Genomic DNA, 21,529 nt, shown 5'->3' on the forward strand with positions numbered 1-21,529 from the left:
CTCTCGCAGAAGCAAAACTATAAAACAATATAAATCCATTTACAAAAATGATCACCGGAGAATTAAAATCACAAATAGATCAAATCTGGAACACCTTCTGGACAGGTGGTATTTCTAATACCATTACCATAGTCGAGCAACTCACTTATCTCATCTTTATTAAAGATTTAGATGATACTGAAAATGTAAATGAGCGTAAAGCAAAGCGCTTCAATAAAGAGTACACACCTATTTTTGGAAAAGACCAGCAACACTTCCGTTGGAAGAATCTTAAAGAAATGGATGTTCATGAACGTCATAATATTTTCAGCAATACAGTTGATGGTATTTTCCCCTTTATCAGAAATCTAGGGTCAGAAAAAAGTATGTTTAGTAAATTTATGCGTGGCGCTTCTTTTGGGATTAACAAACCTTCAGTTTTAGATCAAGTCATGGAAAAGCTTGAACGCATTGATATGTCTCAACAAGACACCAAAGGTGATATCTATGAATACTTGCTCTCTAAATTAGAGGGTGGGGGTACTGCCGGACAGTTTCGCACACCAAGGCATATTATTAAGCTCATGGTTGCACTCACAAATCCAAGTCTAGAAGATGTAATATCAGACCCATCGGCAGGAACAGCAGGTTTTTTAGTTGCTGCTAAAGAATATATCGATTCGCATTACGAAGAAACTGAGATTGATAAATACCGAGAGCATATCAATAAACACATGTTTAACGGAACAGAATTTGACGCAACTATGCTGCGTATTGCATCCATGAACTTGTATTTGCACGGTGTTGAAGAACCTAATTTGATTGATGTTGATGCTGTCTCTAAAGACAACACCATTACTGAAGAACATACGTTAGTTCTTGCCAATCCTCCTTTTAAAGGGACGATTGATAAAGATAGTATTGCCGTTGGTTTGAAAAATGTAACCAACACCTCCAAAACCGAACTCTTGTTCTTAGCCTTAATTTTAAGACAACTTAAAAAAGGTGGCCGAGCTGCAGTTATTGTGCCTGATGGTGTTTTATTTGGCGGAAGTAATGCCCACAAGAATATCCGAAAAGAAATTATACAAAATCACAAACTCGATGCAATTATCTCTATGCCAAGTGGGGTGTTTAAACCTTATGCAGGGGTAAGTACCGCGATTATGATGTTTACCAAAACAGAGACTGGTGGTACTGACAAAGTTTGGTTTTACGACATGAAAGCTGATGGAAAATCACTGGATGATAAACGTAACCTTTTAATCGATCCTGATGTTTTTGAAGCTTTTACACAAACCAAAGGCGATTTTACGCCCGAAAGATTGAGCCAGTTAGCAAAAGCGCATGATGATTTTAACTTACCTCAAATTTTAGATCAATATCGCTATTTAAAAAGCGACTATTGGGGTAAAATGCATGATGAAAAGGGTAGTCCCATAATGGTGCATGACATACCCGATAATTTAGGCTTTGATAAATTCCTAGACGGCACTTGCACCCATGATTACAGCGATCGTACCTCTCAAAGTTTCCTGGTTCCTATAAAAGAAATAGAAGAAAACGACTGGGATTTATCCATTAACCGCTACAAAGAAATTGTTTATGAAGAAGTGGAATATGATGAGCCTCAAGTCGTTGTTGATAGAATTGCTCATCTAGAAAGAGAAAGAAAAGAATTAATGAATCAACTCAAAGCCTCATTTTAATGAAATTTGATTTAAAATATGTACCAAAAGGTTGGAAAAAAACTAATATAGCTGATAAGCTATTTTTTCAAGAAGGGCCTGGTGTGAGAAAATGGCAATTTAAAAATGAAGGCATTAAATTACTTAATGTTGGAAATATTAATGGTGGAAAAATAGATCTAGATAAGACTGATAAGCATTTATCAATAGAGGAGGCTACTAAAAAGTATTCGCATTTTCTAGTAGATGAAGGTGATTTGTTGATTGCATGTTCAGGAATTCTGGTCAATAATTTCTATAATAAAATTGCTTTTGCTAAAAAAGAGCATCTGCCTCTTTGCTTAAATACGAGCACAATGCGATTTAAACCTTTAAATGATGATTTAGATTTAAATTATTTCAAATATTACCTTCAAACTGTTCATTTTACGTCTCAATTACAAAAACTAATAACTGGCTCCGCTCAATTGAATTTTGGACCAAGTCACATTAGAAAAATAGATTTTCTCTATCCACCACTCTCCACCCAAAAACGCATCGCCGAAATCCTAGACAACGCCGCAGCTTTACGAGACAAAACCAAACAACTTCTTACCAAGTACGACCAACTCGCGCAATCCATCTTTTTAGACATGTTTGGCGATCCGGTAATGAATCCGAAGGAGTGGGAGAAAGTTAAATTGAAATCCATTGCATCTGTAAGTTCAGGAAGTACTCCAAGTCGTAAAATTGATAAATATTGGGGAGGAAAGATACCTTGGGTTAAAACAGGGGAAGTAAAATCAAAATTAATACTTGATACAGAAGAGAAAATAACACAAGACGGGCTTTTAAACTCCAGTTGTAAACTTTATGAAAAAGGATCAATTATTATCGCTATGTATGGTCAAGGGAAAACAAGAGGTCAAGTCGGATTACTAGGAATAGATGCTACAACAAACCAAGCTTGTGCTGTTTTACAACCTTCATCTAAAATGAATTCAACTTTCTTGTATGAATTTTTGAAAATGTCTTATGACACTTTAAGAAATTTAGGTAGAGGAGGAAATCAGCCAAATTTGAATTCAGGTTTAATAAAAAATTTTCAAACAATAAATCCCCCAATAAATCTCCAAAACCAATTCGCTGAAAAAATTGCCTTAATCGAGCAACAAAAAGACTTGGCAAAACAAGAGTTACAAGAAAGTGAAGATTTGTTTCAAGCCTTGTTGCAGAAAGCTTTTAAAGGGGAGTTGGTAGATTAAACTAAATAATATAATGGTATGTATTTAATGTATGTAGATGAGAGTGGTGATGTGGGTTTAAATAATAGCCCAACCCGATACTTTGTCCTATCTGCTATAGTTATGCACGAATTGCGTTGGCGAAGAACTTTAGGAAATTTAGTCAGCTTTAGAAAGATGTTGAGAGATAGAAAAGGCTTAAAATTAAGAGAAGAAATACATTGTAATGAATTGATCAATAAACCAGGCGAGTTAATAAGAATTAAAAGGAATGACAGGCTAGATATTATCAAAAAATGCGTGGATTGGCTTAACTCTCAACCTGACTTAAATGTTTTTAGTGTTGTAGTTGATAAGCAAAATCGTACGGATGATATTTTTGAATTAGCATGGAATACGCTAACAATGAGGTTTGAAAATACAATTAGGCATAATAACTTTTCTGGTCCACAAAATTCTGATGATAGAGGTATTATTTTGTCAGATAATACAGAAGGTGAAAAGTTGAGAAAATTAATTAGAAAGATGCGGCATTATAACAACATTCCTAATAATAAAAGTCTTTATGATGATGGTTATAGGAATATGAAGCTTGAATATATTATTGAAGACCCAATTTTCAGAGACTCACAACATTCATTTTTGCATCAGATGAATGATGTCATTGCTTATTGTGTTAAACAAAAATACCAACCTAATAATTATATGAGAAGGAAAGGCGGACACAATTTTTACAAAAGACTAAACAATGTATCCTGTAAAGCTGTTAGTAATAAAAATGATTTGGGTATAGTAGAGATATAAAAAAAGGTGACTCACGCCACCGGGGGAATCCTACTTTAAAGACTAGCTTTATTTCAGATTCATTACAAATATAAATGATATGTATTTAAAAATAAAATATTTAACAAAGTAGAAAAGTATTTTATTGACGCAAACACATGAAATAAATAGCAAACGTCAATAAAGAACAAGATGGAGTCTTAATGAAATAAAATAAAAACTTAATAGGTAAATTAAAAGAACAATTCACTAAGGAAAAAATACTAGCTTTATTTCGCTAATTCTATAAATTATAACCCAATAAGCAATATTTTTTTGCTTATTTTACTAAATCAAACCAAATAAGCATTGCTAGCTTTATCTATTTAAAAAATATCGCATGTCTAAGTTATCAAACTTCAGTTTCCTAGAAACTTCTTGGTCAAAATTAAATAAGTTAGCTCACAAAGCTGAAAATAAAGCAAGATATGAGCCGCGTACATCATTATTCTATGCGCGCATGTCACTTGAGATGGCAATTAATTGGATGTATAGCAATGACCATGAACTCGAAAAACCTTATGATACTTCATTATTCGCGCTCATGCAAGAACAAGATTTTAAAGCGCAATTCAATCAACAGCTTTATAATGACCTCCATATTATAAGAAAATTGGGCAATTTAGCATCTCACAATAAACCAGTGAGTGATACAGATGCCCTAACAGTTATTGAAAAGCTTTTCCTGTTTTTAAAATGGTTTGCCAAAGCTTACAGCGATGATGATATTGCTATTTCAAAAGATTTTAACTGGAGCTTTATCCCTGAAAGAGATGAGGTCAAAGTCACAAAGAATCAATTAAAAGAACTTCAAAAACAACTAGAAGAACAAAAGATAGATTTTCAAAATCGTCTCGCTTCTGAAAAAGAAAAAAGAGAGAAGCGCATTAAAGACAATCAGCTCTATAAATTACGGGAAAAGAAGAAGCAAAAAGTCTTTAATGACAATAAAAAACAAGCAAATACAAGCGATAAAGTATATCATCCAAGAGATGAGAAACAAACCAGAGCCTTACTCATTGATGTTATGTTGCGTGAAGCAGGATGGGATTTAAACGGAGCAAACGACAAAGAATATAAAGTGACCAACATGCCAAAATCAACAAACCCATCCGGCACTGGTTATGTTGATTATGTTTTATGGGATGATAACGCAAAACCCTTAGCTGTGCTAGAGGCAAAACAAGCAATTGAAAACGTGCAAACTGGTGAAAATCAAGCGCAACTTTATGCCGATGCTTTAGAGAAAATGCACAACCAAAGGCCTGTGATGTATTACAGTAATGGTTATGAAACTTATCTGTGGGACGATCAGTTTTATAAAGCAGCAAGGCAAGTGCATGGTGTTTATACCAAAAACGAACTCCAAACTTTAATGTACAGACGTAACAATCGTAAGGATATCAGAAAATTAAGTATTGATTCTGATATTGCAGGACGTAGTTATCAAATGCGTGCGATTAAAAGTATAGCGGAGCACATTACAGGCAATGATAAGCAGACAGATAAGTTAATTGGCACTAACAGAGCAGCGCTTTTAGTCTTAGCAACAGGAACAGGGAAAACCCGAACTTCAATAGCTTTTTCAAAACTTTTATTTCAGGCCAATTGGGCTAAAAGAGTTTTGTTTCTTGCTGATAGAATAAGCCTGGTCAAACAGGCAAAAGCAAATTTTACTAAACTCATGCCAGAGCACTCTTGCGTTAATCTGATTGAAGAAAAAGATAATCCAGATGCAAGGATAGCCTTTTCAACCTATCAAACGCTCATGGGCTTAATTGATGGTTCAAAAGAAGATGAACAACGCTTTTATGGCGTAGGCCATTTTGACCTCATTATTATTGATGAAGCTCACCGTTCAATATATCAAAAATATCAAGCTATTTTTGAATATTTCGATGCTATACTTTTAGGCTTGACAGCAACACCTAAAGACAGCATAGATCACAATACTTATAAAGTTTTTGGCCTACCTGATAAATCGCCAACTGATGCTTACAGTTTTGAAGAAGCAGTAAATGACAATTACCTTGTGCCTTACAACTCTGTTGAAATGCCAACCAAGTTTTTAACTAAAGGTATTAAGTATGAAGAACTATCTGAAGAGGAAAAGAAAGAATTTGAAAAAGAGATTTTAGATGGAGAAGAAGCAACAGGGAATGAATGGATTCCTGAAAATCAATTAAATGATTGGCTTTTTAATGTCGATACAACCGTCAAAACACTTGATTATATTTTAAAACATGCTATCAAAAAAAGGGGTGGCGATGAAATTGGTAAAACAATCATCTTTGCACGGAATAGAAAGCATGCTCAATTTCTAAAAGACACGCTTTTAGAAATGGATAAACAGCAATTCGGAAATGATTACGTTAAAGTGATAACGCATGGCGAGCCTAAAGCTCAGGAATTTATTGAAAGGTTCTGTGATGAAGAAAAAGATCGCTTACCCCAAATCGCTATTTCAGTTGATATGATGGATACTGGCATTGATGCACCCAGTTGTGTCAACCTTGTTTTTTATAAGCCGGTTAAATCTTACTCAAAGTTTTGGCAAATGATAGGGCGAGGCTCTCGTTTAAGGCCTGATCTATTTGGTCCTGGTGATGATAAAAAGAAATTCTTAATTTTTGACCTTTTTGGAAACTTTGAGTTTTTTAATGAAAATCCCAAAGGAATCAAATCAAGTATTCATAAAAGTATAACAGAGCAGGTGTTTAACCTAAAACTTCAATTAGCAGATTATTTAAAACAAGAGCATTTTCAAAAAGATGATGATTTAAAAAATTATAGAATAAATCTTTTAGATAATTTACATCAAACAGTCTCAGATATTGATCAATCGAGGTTTGATGTAAGAATGCGTTTAAAAGAAGTGATAAAATACGGAGATGAGAAACGCCACCTTTGGGATCACTTATCTAAAAAAGACATCAAGACGATTAAAGAAACTATTGCACCCCTAGTTCATCCTGCAAAAGGAGAAAACGATCTGGCACGTTTTTATGATAAACTTATATACAGTTTAATGATCAAGCGTTTAGAAATACCAAATACGCCTCAATTTGAAGAAGAACTGAAAACACCTATTATTAAAGTCGCTTCCTTATCACAAAAATTACTAAGGAAAACGAATATTCCTGAAGTAAAACAAAAAGAAGAAGTGATCAAAGAACCATTAAATGAACAATTTTGGTCTAATGAAGGCTTAAAGCATCTTGAGAAAATAAGAACTAATATCCGTGATTTATTGGTCTATATTGACAAAACTGATCAACGATATGTGACAACCAATTTTGAAGATGATTTTAATGAGCAAGATGTTAAGCAGACAGCCTATCAAGTCAATGATCATGGTTCTGAATATAACACAACACCTTTTAAAAATAATCTAAAACGTTTAGAACAACTTATCAAAAAGCATAACGACAGCATGACGATTATAAAAATCAGAAATGGTGAACCTATAACTGATAAAGAGATCAAAAATCTTGAGAAGATGCTTTTTAATGGTAAGCTCACAAAAGAAAAAATTGAAGAAGAGATTGGTACTGAAATCGATATCAAAAACTTAGTCGTTTCTTTATTAGGCCTGTCTTCAGAAAAAGTAGATAAAGCTTTTGCTGATTTTATTAACCAATACGAGTTAAACTCTGAACAAATAAAATTTGTGGAAACTTTAAAATCTTTCTTTACTTCTAATGGAAGAATTGATCCTGAGAAACTTTATGAAGCTCCCTTTAAGAAATTTCACAATCTTGGTGTAGATGGCGTTTTTAATGAACAACAAGCTGATAATATTTTTGATATTGTAAGCTCGCTGAATGAAGGGAATAAAGGAGCTTAATATAAACTTGATAAGTATGCATATTGGTTGCATAGATGCGTTTCATCTTTGAGGTATAATCTTTAAAATATACAACAATGAGAAAATTAATTCTATGTCTAACATTTATTGCATTAACCTTAACTGCATGTTCCAAAAAAATTGATGCTTCTACTGATGAAGCAATGAAATCTTCTGTTGAAGAAATAGAGAATAGTCTTTCTGAAGAGAAAAAAGAAGAATTTACCTCAGCTTTACAATTAGTCATGATGAGCAATTTAAATCTCGGAGATGTGCTAAGTGGTGATACTGATGTGGATAAAAGTTTGTCAAACATTAAAGATAAATTAGATGGTAAATCAGCTGATGATATCATACAGCTTGCTGAAGATATCCGCGCTGAAAATGAAAGAAAGAAAAAGGAACAGGCCAAAATCGAAATTCAGGAGCTTTTACAAAAAAAAGAAAAAGCTAAAAAAGATAGAATTGCCCTCCAAAAATTTGAAGTTAAGCGCTCTCGCTTTTATAAACGTAAATCAGGAATCTATTATGTCACTGAAGAACCTATAATTGAGCTGACAGTTCTTAATGGGACAAACCATCCAGTTTCTAGAGCTTATTTTACAGGCACATTAACAAGCCCTGATAGAAGTATTCCATGGATAAAAGATGATTTTAATTACACAATCTCAGGTGGTTTAGAGCCTGGGGAAGAAGTAACTTGGTATTTAGCACCAAATACTTTTAGTGATTGGGGTGATGTTGACGCATCTAAAGATGCTATTTTAACAGTAGAAACAAATCAGATTGATGGCCCCAATGAAGAAACCTTGTATTCGGTTAATTCTTTTGGAGAAAGAGAGCAAGAACGATTAAAAGAACTTTTAAAAAGTTATCCTGAATTTAAATAACTCAAACATATACATTCAGATAACCTAAATAGAAATGACTTTTATTTATCATTAATTTATTCAAAAATTAAATATTATGGGAATTAAACCAGGACCAAAAAGAATAGCAAAGACAACCGGTAAACCTGATAGACGCCAAAGAGACAATAAAAAAACACCAGGAAACACACCATCACTTAAACCACACAAACATAGAAAAGGAGATTGATGAATCGTTAGAACATAAATATATTCAATCCCCCCCCAAGCAAATAAGTATAACTTCCATTGCATTACAGCCATACCCATTTGCTTTCCGCGCAGTAAAAGCTGAAATACCTCCATTGCATTCCAGTATTTCAGCCCTTACTTTTTGCCTCTGCGCTTTTTGGGTTACTTTATAATTAAAAATGTGTAAGTTTATTCAATAGGCTATACGCTAGTATTTAGCAGCTTTAAACAATGTAATTCTAATTGAGTCTATGTCAAATAAAAATAAAGCGCCAACTAAAAGAGTAGAGTACAGGGGTGAAAATATAAGAGTATCAAGAACAGGAGGTGTCGCGGCGAGAAAGAACATATCTAAAAAGGGATATGGCGCTACTATAAATACAAACCAAGGTATACGCTTTCATAAAAGGCTTTTTAGAGGTGCAAGAATAGGCCTACAAAATGGTAATTTTCAATTTATAGGCAGATTCAGTAATGGACCATTCAATTTTAATGTTTCGAAATCTGGTGTAAGTACCTCCATTAAAAATAAGCGCGGAACATATAACATTTTTAAACCAAATTATTCCAGCTTTAAATTAGGTGGAATTCAAATAAGAGGGAAGAATGCTAAAACCCTACAATTAATATACTTATTCTGCATATTGGCCTTGAATACGATGAAATTTTTCTGGTACATCTTTATTAATATCCTTTGGTTTTCATTTTTAATCATTAAATGGATTGTTGACTTCTTTGTAGGTTTTTACAAGGGATTTAAAAACAATCCAAAAGAGATCAAAGTTGATAGTCAATAGTCAATTTCCTCAAGCAAATAAGTATAGCTTCCATTACATTTCAGCCATACCTATTTTGCTTTCCGCGCAGTAAAAGCTATAATACTTTCATTGCATTGCAGCATTACAGCCTTTACTTTTTGCCTTTGCGTTCTTCATATTCATTCAAATTACCAAAGATGAACCTATAAACCGCCAACTATAAACCATACTAAAAATATCGCTAGATAAAGTTTTGGATAGGATAGGGATGTGGTTTTGTAGATAGAGGTTTTAAAAGAAAAAACTCCTTAATTTAATGAAAATATGCCATGGTTATTAGGTCACGAAGATAGTGGTCAATATTTAGAGAGGTGCAACCCGTTAATGGTTGGCAACTAATTTCTTATTTCAATTGCTTGTTTGATAAAATTACTGTTATTTAGTCAAATGTCTTTCGAATGAAAAATTTTTTAAATAGTTAAATAAATTGAAAAAATAAACCTGTAGGTTGATTTAATGAAAATAATTGATACATTTGCAGTAGTGGAAGAGAGCTTGTATTCGGTACAATATAATACAGAAGCTACACACGAATTTGCAAAATGTTTTGAATTATGGAACGATCCAGTCTACTTATGGGAGTTTTTCGAGCAACACCAAGAAGATTTAGACAATGTGTTTTGGAATGGCATCACAATTGATGAAGCTATTACTAAAACACGTGAAGACGCTAAATTATTTGAGCAAGAATTATTAGAAATTGCTGAACTTGGAAAAACCGAAAGACTTGAAACATTATCTACACTATTTGAACCACTCTCAACAGGAGTTATTGAAGATTATGAAAAAGACAAAGCCAAAGGAATCATTAAACCCAGTTGGCTTCGCATCTATGCCATTAGAGTTGATGTCAACTTATTTGTAGTTTCAGGAGGTGCAATTAAATTAACACCAACTATGAACGAAACAGAGCATTTAATTCTTGAATTGGATAAACTTGAAATAACAAAACAATATTTACTCGACGAAGAGAATGACCAATTAGATTTTGTAGAGTCGTATTAAACACACAAAACAGCACACACCACAACGTTATGAGCATTAACAACATCAAAGATAAATTAATAAAGACTTCAAAAAAGGATACTGCTTGGTTAGAAAAAGCCAAATGGAGAAAGGAAAATGAAGAGTGGCTTGATATTTCTTTCAAAATTGCAGTTAAAGTACTGTCTGCCTTAAAAGCAAATAAGGCTACAGATACATATCCTAAAAGCCAAAAGGAATTGGCAGAGGCTTTAGACTGCTCACCACAATACATAAGTAAACTATTAAAAGGTCAAGAACGTTTGGGAATTGACACCATTACCAAAGTAGGTAAAATATTAGGAGTAAAGCTAATTGAAGTACCTCAAGAGGAAGTCAAGAAAGAAGAAATGCTTTCAAGTGAAGATAAGTTTACGGTTACCATTAAAGCCAAAGAGCTAATGCGTTTCAAATATCATTTTGGTAAATTAATTCAAGACGATAACAAATTGTCTTTTGATTATAGCGAAATGATAGAAACTTCAAGCTATGTACGTCGTGGAGATAATCATTTAAAGGTAGTGGCATAATGTCCGATAAAATAGGATTTTCATTAAAGAAAATAACAACAGAGCAATTTGCAATAATTGAATCTGCTTTTAAAGAAGGGGAAGATGTACAATTTAGCGTAAACGCTAAATATGGCATTAATGAAAAAGACAAAATGGTAGCGGTTTTTGTATCACCAGCATTTTATCAAGATAAAAAAGCATTTTTAGTATTGGAAATAGCGTGTCATTTCAAAATTGTAGATGATGCTTGGGAAAGTTTTAAAAATAAAGACAAAACCAAATTGACTATTCCTGTTGGTTTTATGCGTCATTTAATTATGTTAACCATTGGTACGGCAAGAGGTGTTTTACATAGTAGAACCGAAAATACACCTTTTAATAACTTCTTAATGCCTACAATCAATGTTACCGAAATAGTGAAATCTGGCGTAGCATTCGATTTAAAGTCTAAAGCTTGATACCATTACACATCTAATATTCGGCATTTTTTTTGCTTAAAAACTTAATAAACAAAGCGTTACAGCACTATATTACTGTTAATAAAAAGTAAACAGTTTTGTTTACTAATCTATTTATACATACATTTGTATTACAAAAGAAACTATGTTACCTAAAATAGCTAAAATAAAAGGCATACATCCAGGGCTAATATTACACCGCGAAATAAAGCGCAATAATATTAAAAGCTCTCAATTAGCTACGTCTATAGGTGAGCATAAGCAAACCATTAGTGCTATTATAAATCAAAAGAGAGGCATCAATCCGGAGCTATCGATTAAATTGGCAGATTACTTTCATACAGAAAAAGATTATTTTATGATGCTACAAGCAGGGTATGAAGTAAAAAGTAAATTAACTGAAAATAGTAAAAGAACACCAAATCTAAACAATATTAGAAAAGTACTATTTTGGGATACATCATTTGATAAAATAGATTGGAACAAAAATAAACGTGCCATTATCAAAAGAGTTTTAGAACGTGGTAATGATAAAGAAATCAACGAAATCATAAAATTCTACGGTAAAAGAACAGTTTCAAGAATAGCAAAGTCTATTAAACAATCCCGTTTATCTACATTTCAAAAAAATGCAGAAGACTTTCAACTTATTTAAGTTTTAAATGCCTTTACACCTTAATACCGTTTCCGATTTACTTTGGGAATCTTTAAATACCCTTATGACTATTGAAGAATTCAATAGTTTTAGATTGGTTGGTGGTACATCATTAAGTCTACAACAAGGGCATAGAGAATCTATTGATATTGATTTATTTACAGATGCAGAATATGACAGTATTGATTTTAATCGTTTAGAAGAAATTTTAAATGATTTATTTCCTTATGTAGTAACATCTTCTGTAGGTGAAGTTGTTTTTGGCAGGTCTTATTTTGTTGGTGAAGATGAAAATAATGCACTTAAATTAGATATATATTATACAGACCCATTTGTTTTTCCATTATTAGAAGAAGGTAATATACGATTAGCATCTAATGAAGAAATTGCAGCAATGAAGTTTGAGGTTATTGCTAATGGTGGTCGGAAAAAAGATTTTTGGGACATCCACGAGCTTTTAGATGTGTTTACTTTAGAGCAAATGTTAAACTTCTATGAACAACGAAATCCTTATGGTGCAACAAGAGCAGAACTTTTAGAACAATGTATAGACTTTTCTTTAGCTGAAGATGATTTAACACCAAATTGTTATAGAGACAAAGTTTGGGAACTTATCAAATTAGATATAGAGGAACAAGTACAAAATTTAACAGAAGATAAAGATTAGTCTAATAATTGCTTCACTACAAGCACTTGCGCTTACGTTTGTTACGTTACTCTTCACGCACGTAATCACAAGAGCTTCCGTTCCCCACAGAACAAGTTGCAATATTTTCCGCACCTTGCTATCGCAAGACGCTACAAAATTCCAACCTTTACTTGTTGCCTTTGCGCTTTTTTTAATCCGTTTTCAAAAAAATACCTCTTGGTTAAAATATAAGGCGTGGCAGGTAATAAGGTGTGCTTACGTCATTCTGTTTTGTTTCATAATACATAGCTGCAAGGTCTTTAAATCGTCAATAAAAACCACCTTAAAATAGCTTATACAATACATTTTTAGCATACAACATAATAAACCTTGCATCTACCATTCATACGCTTTTTACGCCTTCCGTCCTCAGGCTTCAAAAGCTATTCATTTGTATTATTTCACACACGCCATTCCTACAGCACCCGCAGCTACTCTTGCACCCAAACCCATAAAGATATGCTACGCAAGTATATAAGTTGGATGCAACCGCTGCTTATTAATGTGCGAGCCTGCGATCACAACGGGCTGATAAGTTTGTCACAGTAATTGAAACATCCATATTTGCATAAAGCTTATTTGTTTTACTCCCGTTGGTCATAAAAAAAACAAGCCTTATTGCAAACCGCACAAAAGAGCTGCTTTTACACTCCATTACAAGCACTTCGCCCTGCACTAACCAATAGGTAAATATATCATTACAGCTATACTTAATAACGCTGCTAAAATAAGTACAATTCAATTTCATAGCGTGCAAGCTCCGATGCTTTTCATTCCGTTGCAAAACAGCCCTTTCCTTTCCCCAACCGATTCAATTACAGCGCCAAACCAGTGTGAACATAGCACTAGCGGTATTATATACCTCTAGCTAGTACACCCGTTGTTCAACTCGCAGTCGGCTCGCGCCTTTAGATTACCTGCCGAAGGATAATAAGGTCTTATATAAATCGATGATGATTATTCCAGATAAATTATATAACAATCTCAAACATAAAGCAAAGGTACAGGCGTGCGGATGCGAGAGCCACAAGGGTGCGCTATCGCCTGTTGAGCAAAAATCTCCACCCTTGCGGGTTGTATTTTCACTCACAGCCCTTGCACCAATCCCACCGTTCCTGTGTAAAAAGCAATATGTTTACTATTTTATATACCGCTCACATCGGCAACTGGTGGTTGCACGTGGGCACACGTTCAAAAGGCAATCCTTTTGGCATAAATGTAAATTATAAAGGCTATAAAGAGCTTTCTATACGCATTTTTTGGCTAGAGGTTTGCCTTTCAGAGCTCCCATTTTAGGGGGCTCTTTTTTTTAATCTTATTAAGGAAGGAAAATTTGCCGAAATTTTTATCAAGTATAGGTTTTATTCCGGTTAAACCGATTTTTTTCTACGGATCTAATTCCAATTCCGTTTAAGCTCACAAACTCTTGTTGAATTACGGATTGGACCTTATGACGGTCGCCAATTTAGATGCGGCTTGAAGTATTTTATAATGCTGATTTAAATCTTTTGAGAGCTTTAAAAGAAACCGACTTGCTTTTACATTTTAGGTACAAAAAAACCCTCCGAAAGGGAGGGCTCAATCTTTAATTAGCAACCTTACAACTATGAAACTAAGGAATGCGAAGCACCACCAACGCCAATTCACCTTTTGTCCTTATCCTTTTTAAAGCACCTACTAAGAAATTTTAAAATCACCGAACTCATAAAACTGACACTTGCGCCCGTAATGGCCAAAACGCTAGTGGTAATCAAATCATCAAGCTTTACACTACCTAATAAACTTAATAATGATCCGCCAATAAAACCAATTTTCTCGTGTGTCGTCATAATTCTTTCGCGTTTTTAATCCTCGTTCTCTTGGGGTTTTGGCTCATCTTCGACTTCTTTGCCAGTCACCACCTGACTCACCGCTGAAATCGCTGCACCTGCAGCTAATCCATAGCCTGCAATTGTCACTACTAAAGCAGGTAAGGAAACTGGCGCGGTTAATAGAGCTCCGGCAACGGCCGTAATGCCTAAGCCAATATTTCTTAGCTTTCTAAAAAACTTAGGTGTTTTTGATGTGTATCTGTCTTTAACTGTCATTGTTCTGTGTTTTTTTCTGTTTTAAAATAATTTCTTCGAAATGTGAACTCTTTAATTCGATGATCACATTTTTCTCTTCTAAAAAGTAGGGGCGTAGTCGCTCTAAAATTTTTTCCAAGGCTTTCCTTGATGAATAGCCTTTCGCTATCTCAACCAAACTACTAACCGGAGCGATGCAGCCTTCCAATTCTTTTAGTGCATCATTCGCGGGGTGAAATAGTATCAAATCCCTATTGGAAACGCCTTCAACTAATAAATGCCATTCAAATTTTTTTGAATACCGCAACTTTAACGCATAAATACCATCGGGAATCGCTGAAATATTCCGTTGATTTTCCCTCCAGGGAAGTTCAATCGTAAAACTTAAGAACTCATCAAATAAATAGAGGGCACCAATCGTACCCTGCGGAAAATGCCCTCTATATAAACCAAGTCGAATCAAAACTAACTGTTATCCACTGCGATGATGTTCAAGGCGTTAAATGCACCGTTCTTAAGCGGATACATTGTCCCGTTGACTTCCTGATAAAACTCAACTCCAACCACCTGAATCAAAGGCAAAGTGGACGCAGCCGTCACCGTTGCCGACATACTGATCGTTGAGGTAGTCGAACTATCCCAGGGAAGAATACTTGACTCATCAGAATCAAAGACTGAGTTTTCATTCACAAAATCTAATTCGGCAACACCAGTCACTACCTTAAAATGCGTTGTTCCGCCAGGCGCCTCAACCATTGTCATCGGTTCAAATGGCTGAATGTCAATAGTTCCTTCCCCTGTCACACGATCTAAGTTGTGCGTGATATCCGCATAAAGCGTTCTACCAAACTTCGCTTTCGTGTTGAAATCAAAATTCTGTAAAAGGCTCATATCACCATCTTGGATGGTCCTTTGCCCACGATCATTGACCGCATCGGTCTTGATGACTTTCATCAAGTTTCGCTGCAAGTTATTAGACAAACGCTTGTCTGTCACATTCTGAAGCAACAACCGGATTGCATCTCTCAATACTTTACCAGCCTTACCCGCTCTTCCGAATTCAGAACCATTCTCACGCGTTCTTTGAAACGCAGGATCATTTTTGATTCGGTTACCATCCACGCCACCTTTTTCTCTCGCAAGGTGCCCGTCTGAGGTCTTATAGAATGAAATACCACCTATAGTACCCTTTAATTTAATAATACCTGTCTGCTTAGCCATAATGTTTAATTTTTAATCAAATCAAACACATAAAAGGCTCTTAAACAATTGGTTACTTCGCTTTTGACGTTTTTGGCAGCTTAGGCGCAATTGGCAAGCTCGATTTTATAATTTAAGTGCAAAACGCTTTATATTAGCTATATATAATGTGGAGATAGAGTAGAGGTGAAGCATAGATAAAGCACACACAAAGCAAAAAAGTACCAAAAAGCCATAAAATGAAAATTAAACGACGCATACAAGTTCACCCAACAGACATCCAGAACATCACTGGATTCAGTTTGCGTCATTCCCAACGCATCTTAAAAAAACTCAAGGAGATGAAAGGCAAGTCTAAAAACCAAATCATCACCACCCAAGAATTAGCAGATTATCTAGGAATTGATCTTGAAATTGTCCAAGATTTTATTGATTATTAATTGACAAATTAATTATAAATACTTATATTTAATCTACGTTCATTAATATTCGGATTAATCAAAAATATCAAATTAGATATATATAATGATAAAAAGAAAGTGACCTTTTAGGTTACCACTTTACTTTCAAAACACTGAAATACTGATTATTACAGGGATTAGAGGTGCTAGTCTTCGGGCTGCCACTCCCGACTTTAAGAACCTTAAACACTTAAATAGTAAGTGTTTAAGGTTTTTTTTATTGCGATAAATGTATCAGAAATGTATCGCTAGAGGCTAGAAAAGGGTCTTTTATTTCTTTAATTGATACATTAATCATTTTAAGCTCAATTTTTCACACTTCAAAGTAATCCAAGGCTATCTTTTTAATTTTAATTGTACTCTGATTTTGCAGGTAGGCTTCCCCTTTTTGTAGACTACTCCAAAATTCTGGCATTTATTAAATAGAAGATTCTAATTTTAAAGATTAAATGTTACTACAAAGATTTGTCCTTTACCGTTAGTTAGGTAAACGCGCAAATTTTTATAAATTTCTATGCCAGAGGAAACCCAATTTTTATAGAAGCTATTGTCGCTTTGGATCAAAAACCACCAAAGTTAGAAAGAATTGAAATTACAGCCTTTGAAGAAGCCGATAGCACAGCAGATGACAATAAAAACGACTTCATTAGCATCAAAAAACTTATGCCGTAAAGATATACTACCTAGAATATGTCTTTATTCAAGTCACAGCAAGTACAATCAATGAAATTTATGAGCATTTAGTCCTCTTACTCGGCGAGAAATTCATTTGTCAAAAAATACTTGATTTCAGCTTCGTAAAATCACCTTTCCCAGGAGTAGGGTAGCCATTAGCATATTTAAAACAAGACCTCGAAAATGATATCACCCGCTTCTTAAATAAACATAAAACCTAGTGGTATTTAACAAAAATCCTTATAAATAGTGACATTTTTCGAAAAAGTTATATATTTTTGGAAATACAAACAAATTGCTCTTACTGGTACCCGATTTTAACGTGTTTTCCTTGACTTGAAATTTAAGTCAACCTTGACAGGCTATTGGTGAACCTGCTAGATTTTCACTCCAATAACTTTATTGCACTTTATTCAGTATAAATTGTATTAGGAGTATATGTTAATTAGGTGTTACCAGTTGGCAATAATTAGAAAAAAAAATGGGGAAATTAGCCGAACAGGAACCATAAAACAATAGTAGGCACAAACTAAATTTTAATAATTATGAAAAATTTAAAGTTATCATTGCATTTTTTAATTGCACTTTTCGTTAGTGCGATTATTTTTACAGGTTGTTCAGTAGACAATCAACAAATTGACGAAAAAGCAGCAATTGAAGGAGAATCATTAAATGAAGGTTTAATCTCCTCTCAAAACTACACCGAATCAACAATCAGAACAGCTGAAATTGATGGTTATATTATTAGAGAAGTTTTTGTTGGAGATGAAGAAATAGCTAGTAGATATTCATTTGAAAATACTCAAACAGATGGAGCGGGTACTACTGTAGATGTAGACAGAGTAAACTTTACATTAACTGTAACAAATACAGAAACATCAGAAAGAGTAGTTTATAATGAAATCAGTTAATATCATGAGTATGAACCAACAGACCAGTTTGATATTATCAGAATTATTAGAAATCCTACCATTCCAGATCCAGTAACAGGCAATCCTCAACCAATCGCGCTAGGTTGACGCTATTCTTATGGAGCTTGTGTAAATGGTGAAAGAGGTGTATATAGAGCATATTATTTTCTAGGTTTCAAACTTACAGACGATGAGTCAGTTATGAAAGAAAATGGCTATGGACAAGAAACAGTTGGGTGTAATGAAGAATATCAACCTTAAATAATAATGAACTGAAAGCTGTACTGTTGAATTCAACAGTACGGCTTATTCTTAAATAGGATAAAATGAGGAAAACAATTTTTTATATTTTATTATTTTTTTCTTTAAACATTTTTGGCCAAAAATTTATTGTTTTAGATACTGATACGTATGATTTAATAGATTCTGTTACTTTTATACTTTATAATGACGATAAAATTGTTTACACCAATGTAACAAAAAATAATAGTGCTACTGTTATTCCTAGTAATATTAAGTATAACAAAATAGAGTTTATTAAAACAGGCTATAAAACAAGTATAATAAAAATGGAAAACCTGAACGAACCTGTTTTTTTAACTAAAGAATACATAAGATTAGATGATGTTGTAGTCTCTTCAAAAAAAAACGAATATATTATATTAGGAGAATCAAATAGAATTAGACATTCAAGAAGTAGATTATTGATGCCAGAACTAACCTTTGGTACTATTTTTCATAATTACAAAAATAACTTAAACATTAATCATACTATTTTTTATGTAGATAAAGTAAAATATAAAACAGCCTATAAGATTCACTTTTTTGAAGTAGAAGAAAGTTTACCATTTGGTAACTTACAAACACTACAGTTTAATCAAAACATTTACTCTACCGATACCCTCTATTTAAACTCAAAACAGAAAAACAGAATTGAGATTGAACACAAAGAGGATATTTTATTCAAAGAAAACACGAAATTATTTGTATATATAGAAGCTTTATATTACTTAGATGAAAACGATAAAAAAATTCTTCCAAAAAATAAAGATCGTACTAAATTGAAATTTCAATTATCCAATGAAAATAATTATTATTCCAAAACTTTTAATACAACAACCTCTGAACAGTCAGCTAATTTAACAAATAGTAATTTAAGGATTAAATATGATTTTGCAAATTACTTGTTTAAAACTCCTCACAAAAGAATACTTTTAACCCCTGCAATATTGTTAAATACAACAGAAATAAAATAAAACCTATTGCCAACAACTAAACCTTCTTGTGGCCTGTGCACCTGCTCCCGTGCGTGACCTAAACCTTGCTGATTTTATCCAACAAATAATTGTATTTAAAGTGCATAATTGAGTTGAAAAACCGGATGTGCTTAATTTGATTAAATCAAAGTCTATGAACAAAATATTAAAAAAAGTAATCTATTTAATTTTCAGCATTTTATTCATCTCCTGCGGAACTAATAAAGATTTTACTAATACTAATGTAAACACCCAACCAAATACCAAATACAAGAAAAGCAGAACAGCTTACTCAGGAACCTTAAATAAACATGAATACAAAGAACTGATTAAAAGATTGGAAGTAGAATTAAAAACTACAATTCCAAATGACAAGTCAATTCTAATAAATTATAACCAAAAAGCACCAAATTGTATATATGTTGGTTACAGTGTTAAAAACAACAAACAAGTAGCTAATAATCGAATTAGAATCTCTTCAAGAATGAGTTCTAATTATAATGCAGTTGATTTCTTTGTTTATGCTAAAGATTCATATAACAAAGAGATTTATGAGCAAATGCCTGAATTTATAATGGATTCAGGCTTCTTCTATGAAAATGTTTTTACGGAACATCAAAATTGTGCTGGATTTTTAATCATTAAACCAAACGGTGAATTTTATAAACAATACGGTGAAGATTATTACTCTGAAGTAAAAGCTTTCTTAGAGAAAAAATAAAAAAACTTAACATAATAATTAAGCCTTCGCGCGGCCCCCGCTGCTGTGCGATTGCATCGCGTTGCGTACCTTATAAACTAAGTCGGCCTGGAAAGCATAACGGTTAATCTACTAGATTTTCGCCACAATAAGCCTGTTGTGCTTGATCCAGTAAAAAATTGTTCTAAAAGTGTATATTTGAGTTGATGTAACGAGTTAGGCAAAATTTGAATTTGTTGAAAATATCTGAACTAACAGAATTTCGAAAAGTAAACAGACCAACTAAAAAAATAATAGATGGAAAACGAGTCTACGAAAAAATTGAATTTGAATTAAAGTACGATCCAAATATAAAAAATGATAGTTATAGGTTATTTGCGAAAATTTTAGACATTTTAATCGGAATTTTTTTGCTGTATTTATTAATAAAAAATGATGTTATAAAATTAACTCCAACTGTTTATTTCCTACCATTTTTTTTAATTTTTTTGAATTCAGTTATGGAATCAATTTTTGGTTCTTCCATCGGAAAATTCATTCTTTGGATTGAAGTTGTTAATGACAAATGCGAACATTTGACTCTTTTAAAATCTGTAGAGAGAAATTTTTATTCCTTTTTATTATTTTTTTCATTTCCTATTTTAAGAGGTGCTCTCGCAGATACACTTGATTATTACGATAAAAAGATGGAAAAAAAACACATTTATATTATATCAAAACGAAAAAAGAGAAGAATTAAAGCAATGTTGAATAAAAAAACTACACCCAATAACTAAACCTTCGCATAGCCGGTACAGCCTGTCCTGACTTCTTTTTTTCGGGAGTCTAACATGAACGCAATGTTGACAAATCCACCTGTTTGTCGGTTGGTACTATGGGGATTATTCTTTTAGTGTGCTGCTCTTTTAGGGAAGGTTAAACCCACTTCTTGTCTTATCGCTAGGCTTAGAATATCTAAAGTGTTTAAATATTCACCTCCTTGAATATTGAATCCTTAATGACTACCACTTTATGCGGTTATTCTTGATTTTGGGAAGCCTACAACATAAATATCCATTATTTAGACTTTGCCATTCTTATTCTTCCTAAGTTCATTATATACCAAAGTTCATTGTCACTGAACACTTAAAAAAAATGAACAGAAAACTATGTACCGCAATAAGGATTTTATTTATGAAGCTGTAGCAAATCTAGAGAAGCTTATTAATTTAGCAATTGATATTGAAACAGCTAGAAATAAATCCGGCCCCAATTTTTATTATCAGATTGCACTTAGGCTAATATTTCTACACCTGTCATTGCAAATATTTGTCCTTTACCGTTAGTTAGGTAAACGCGCAAATTTTTATAAATTTCTATGCCAGAGGAAACCCAATATTTATACAAGCTATTGTCGCTTTGGTTTAATAACCACCAAAGTTAGGAGGAATTGAAATTACAGCCTTTG

General features: G+C 33.3%; 21 protein-coding genes. 16 read left to right on the forward strand and 5 right to left on the reverse strand.

The window, feature by feature from the left end; genetic code table 11:
- Positions 1-47 precede the first annotated feature (47 nt).
- From ACH2AZ_RS00075 to ACH2AZ_RS00095, 5 genes are all read left to right on the forward strand, one after another.
- Positions 48-1,688: an N-6 DNA methylase gene (locus ACH2AZ_RS00075; protein ID WP_394906084.1), complete on the forward strand. Its 1,641-nt coding sequence runs from the start codon at positions 48-50 to the stop codon at positions 1,686-1,688.
- Complete coding sequence (locus tag ACH2AZ_RS00080; protein ID WP_394906085.1) at positions 1,688-2,911, forward strand: restriction endonuclease subunit S; 1,224 nt, start codon at positions 1,688-1,690, stop codon at positions 2,909-2,911. Before ACH2AZ_RS00075 ends, ACH2AZ_RS00080 begins: the two co-directional genes overlap by 1 nt.
- Before the next feature lie 18 nt (positions 2,912-2,929).
- The gene (locus tag ACH2AZ_RS00085) at positions 2,930-3,694 is read left to right on the forward strand and encodes a DUF3800 domain-containing protein (RefSeq protein ID WP_394906086.1); all 765 of its coding nucleotides are present in this window, start codon (positions 2,930-2,932) and stop codon (positions 3,692-3,694) included.
- A gap of 358 nt (positions 3,695-4,052) precedes the next feature.
- A complete protein-coding gene (locus ACH2AZ_RS00090) occupies positions 4,053-7,559 on the forward strand; it encodes a DEAD/DEAH box helicase family protein (protein ID WP_394906087.1) in 3,507 nt (1,168 codons plus the stop codon).
- Between the two features lie 77 nt (positions 7,560-7,636).
- A complete protein-coding gene (locus ACH2AZ_RS00095; RefSeq protein ID WP_394906088.1) occupies positions 7,637-8,449 on the forward strand; it encodes a DUF6694 family lipoprotein in 813 nt (270 codons plus the stop codon).
- Positions 8,450-8,509: 60 nt separating this feature from the next.
- Here the strand turns inward: ACH2AZ_RS00095 and ACH2AZ_RS00100 are convergent, their stop codons facing one another.
- Positions 8,510-8,773 carry a hypothetical protein gene (locus ACH2AZ_RS00100; RefSeq protein WP_394906446.1) on the reverse strand — a complete coding sequence of 88 codons (264 nt, stop codon included), beginning with the start codon at positions 8,771-8,773 and terminating at the stop codon, positions 8,510-8,512.
- Positions 8,774-8,910: 137 nt separating this feature from the next.
- On the opposite strand from ACH2AZ_RS00100, the gene ACH2AZ_RS00105 reads away from it, so the two are divergent.
- The 6 genes from ACH2AZ_RS00105 to ACH2AZ_RS00130 all read left to right on the forward strand — a co-directional run bounded on the left by ACH2AZ_RS00105 (position 8,911) and on the right by ACH2AZ_RS00130 (position 12,792).
- Positions 8,911-9,456 carry a hypothetical protein gene (locus ACH2AZ_RS00105; protein WP_394906089.1) on the forward strand — a complete coding sequence of 182 codons (546 nt, stop codon included), beginning with the start codon at positions 8,911-8,913 and terminating at the stop codon, positions 9,454-9,456.
- Between the two features lie 477 nt (positions 9,457-9,933).
- Positions 9,934-10,482, forward strand: coding sequence for a hypothetical protein (locus tag ACH2AZ_RS00110; RefSeq protein WP_394906090.1), 549 nt, complete (start codon positions 9,934-9,936; stop codon positions 10,480-10,482).
- A gap of 29 nt (positions 10,483-10,511) precedes the next feature.
- On the forward strand, positions 10,512-11,030 hold the full coding sequence (locus ACH2AZ_RS00115) for a helix-turn-helix domain-containing protein (RefSeq protein ID WP_394906091.1): 519 nt from the start codon (positions 10,512-10,514) through the stop codon (positions 11,028-11,030).
- The gene (locus ACH2AZ_RS00120; protein ID WP_394906092.1) at positions 11,030-11,470 is read left to right on the forward strand and encodes a hypothetical protein; all 441 of its coding nucleotides are present in this window, start codon (positions 11,030-11,032) and stop codon (positions 11,468-11,470) included. The genes ACH2AZ_RS00115 and ACH2AZ_RS00120 overlap by 1 nt, the downstream gene beginning before the upstream one ends.
- A 145-nt stretch (positions 11,471-11,615) precedes the next feature.
- On the forward strand, positions 11,616-12,125 hold the full coding sequence (locus tag ACH2AZ_RS00125) for a HigA family addiction module antitoxin (RefSeq protein WP_394906093.1): 510 nt from the start codon (positions 11,616-11,618) through the stop codon (positions 12,123-12,125).
- Between the two features lie 7 nt (positions 12,126-12,132).
- Entirely contained in the window at positions 12,133-12,792 is a 660-nt protein-coding gene (locus tag ACH2AZ_RS00130) for a nucleotidyl transferase AbiEii/AbiGii toxin family protein (RefSeq protein WP_394906094.1), read from the forward strand.
- Positions 12,793-14,456: 1,664 nt separating this feature from the next.
- On the opposite strand, the gene ACH2AZ_RS00135 is transcribed toward ACH2AZ_RS00130, so the two are convergent.
- From ACH2AZ_RS00135 to ACH2AZ_RS00150, 4 genes are read right to left on the reverse strand one after another with little or no spacing between them, the layout of a single operon-like run.
- The gene (locus tag ACH2AZ_RS00135) at positions 14,457-14,642 is read right to left on the reverse strand and encodes a hypothetical protein (RefSeq protein ID WP_394906095.1); all 186 of its coding nucleotides are present in this window, start codon (positions 14,640-14,642) and stop codon (positions 14,457-14,459) included.
- 15 nt (positions 14,643-14,657) lie between these two features.
- Positions 14,658-14,900, reverse strand: a complete 243-nt coding sequence (locus tag ACH2AZ_RS00140; RefSeq protein ID WP_394906096.1) for a hypothetical protein — start codon at positions 14,898-14,900, stop codon at positions 14,658-14,660.
- Positions 14,890-15,342 (reverse strand): DUF5675 family protein, encoded by a 453-nt coding sequence (locus ACH2AZ_RS00145; protein ID WP_394906097.1) that lies wholly within the window; start codon positions 15,340-15,342, stop codon positions 14,890-14,892. The genes ACH2AZ_RS00140 and ACH2AZ_RS00145 overlap by 11 nt, the downstream gene beginning before the upstream one ends.
- A gap of 2 nt (positions 15,343-15,344) precedes the next feature.
- A complete protein-coding gene (locus ACH2AZ_RS00150; RefSeq protein WP_394906098.1) occupies positions 15,345-16,100 on the reverse strand; it encodes a hypothetical protein in 756 nt (251 codons plus the stop codon).
- A 218-nt stretch (positions 16,101-16,318) separates the two neighbouring features.
- Here ACH2AZ_RS00150 and ACH2AZ_RS00155 point away from each other — a divergent pair, with 218 nt between their 5' ends.
- The 5 genes from ACH2AZ_RS00155 to ACH2AZ_RS00175 all read left to right on the forward strand — a co-directional run bounded on the left by ACH2AZ_RS00155 (position 16,319) and on the right by ACH2AZ_RS00175 (position 20,858).
- On the forward strand, positions 16,319-16,519 hold the full coding sequence (locus ACH2AZ_RS00155) for a hypothetical protein (protein WP_394906099.1): 201 nt from the start codon (positions 16,319-16,321) through the stop codon (positions 16,517-16,519).
- A gap of 1,241 nt (positions 16,520-17,760) precedes the next feature.
- Positions 17,761-18,126, forward strand: a complete 366-nt coding sequence (locus ACH2AZ_RS00160; protein ID WP_394906100.1) for a hypothetical protein — start codon at positions 17,761-17,763, stop codon at positions 18,124-18,126.
- 326 nt (positions 18,127-18,452) lie between these two features.
- The gene (locus tag ACH2AZ_RS00165) at positions 18,453-19,382 is read left to right on the forward strand and encodes a hypothetical protein (RefSeq protein ID WP_394906101.1); all 930 of its coding nucleotides are present in this window, start codon (positions 18,453-18,455) and stop codon (positions 19,380-19,382) included.
- Between the two features lie 154 nt (positions 19,383-19,536).
- A complete protein-coding gene (locus ACH2AZ_RS00170) occupies positions 19,537-20,103 on the forward strand; it encodes a hypothetical protein (protein WP_394906102.1) in 567 nt (188 codons plus the stop codon).
- Between the two features lie 215 nt (positions 20,104-20,318).
- On the forward strand, positions 20,319-20,858 hold the full coding sequence (locus ACH2AZ_RS00175) for an RDD family protein (RefSeq protein WP_394906103.1): 540 nt from the start codon (positions 20,319-20,321) through the stop codon (positions 20,856-20,858).
- Positions 20,859-21,529: the final 671 nt, after the last annotated feature.

This window comes from uncultured Mesonia sp. (assembly GCA_947499595.1).
Taxonomy (GTDB): Bacteria; Bacteroidota; Bacteroidia; order Flavobacteriales; family Flavobacteriaceae; genus Mesonia; species Mesonia sediminis.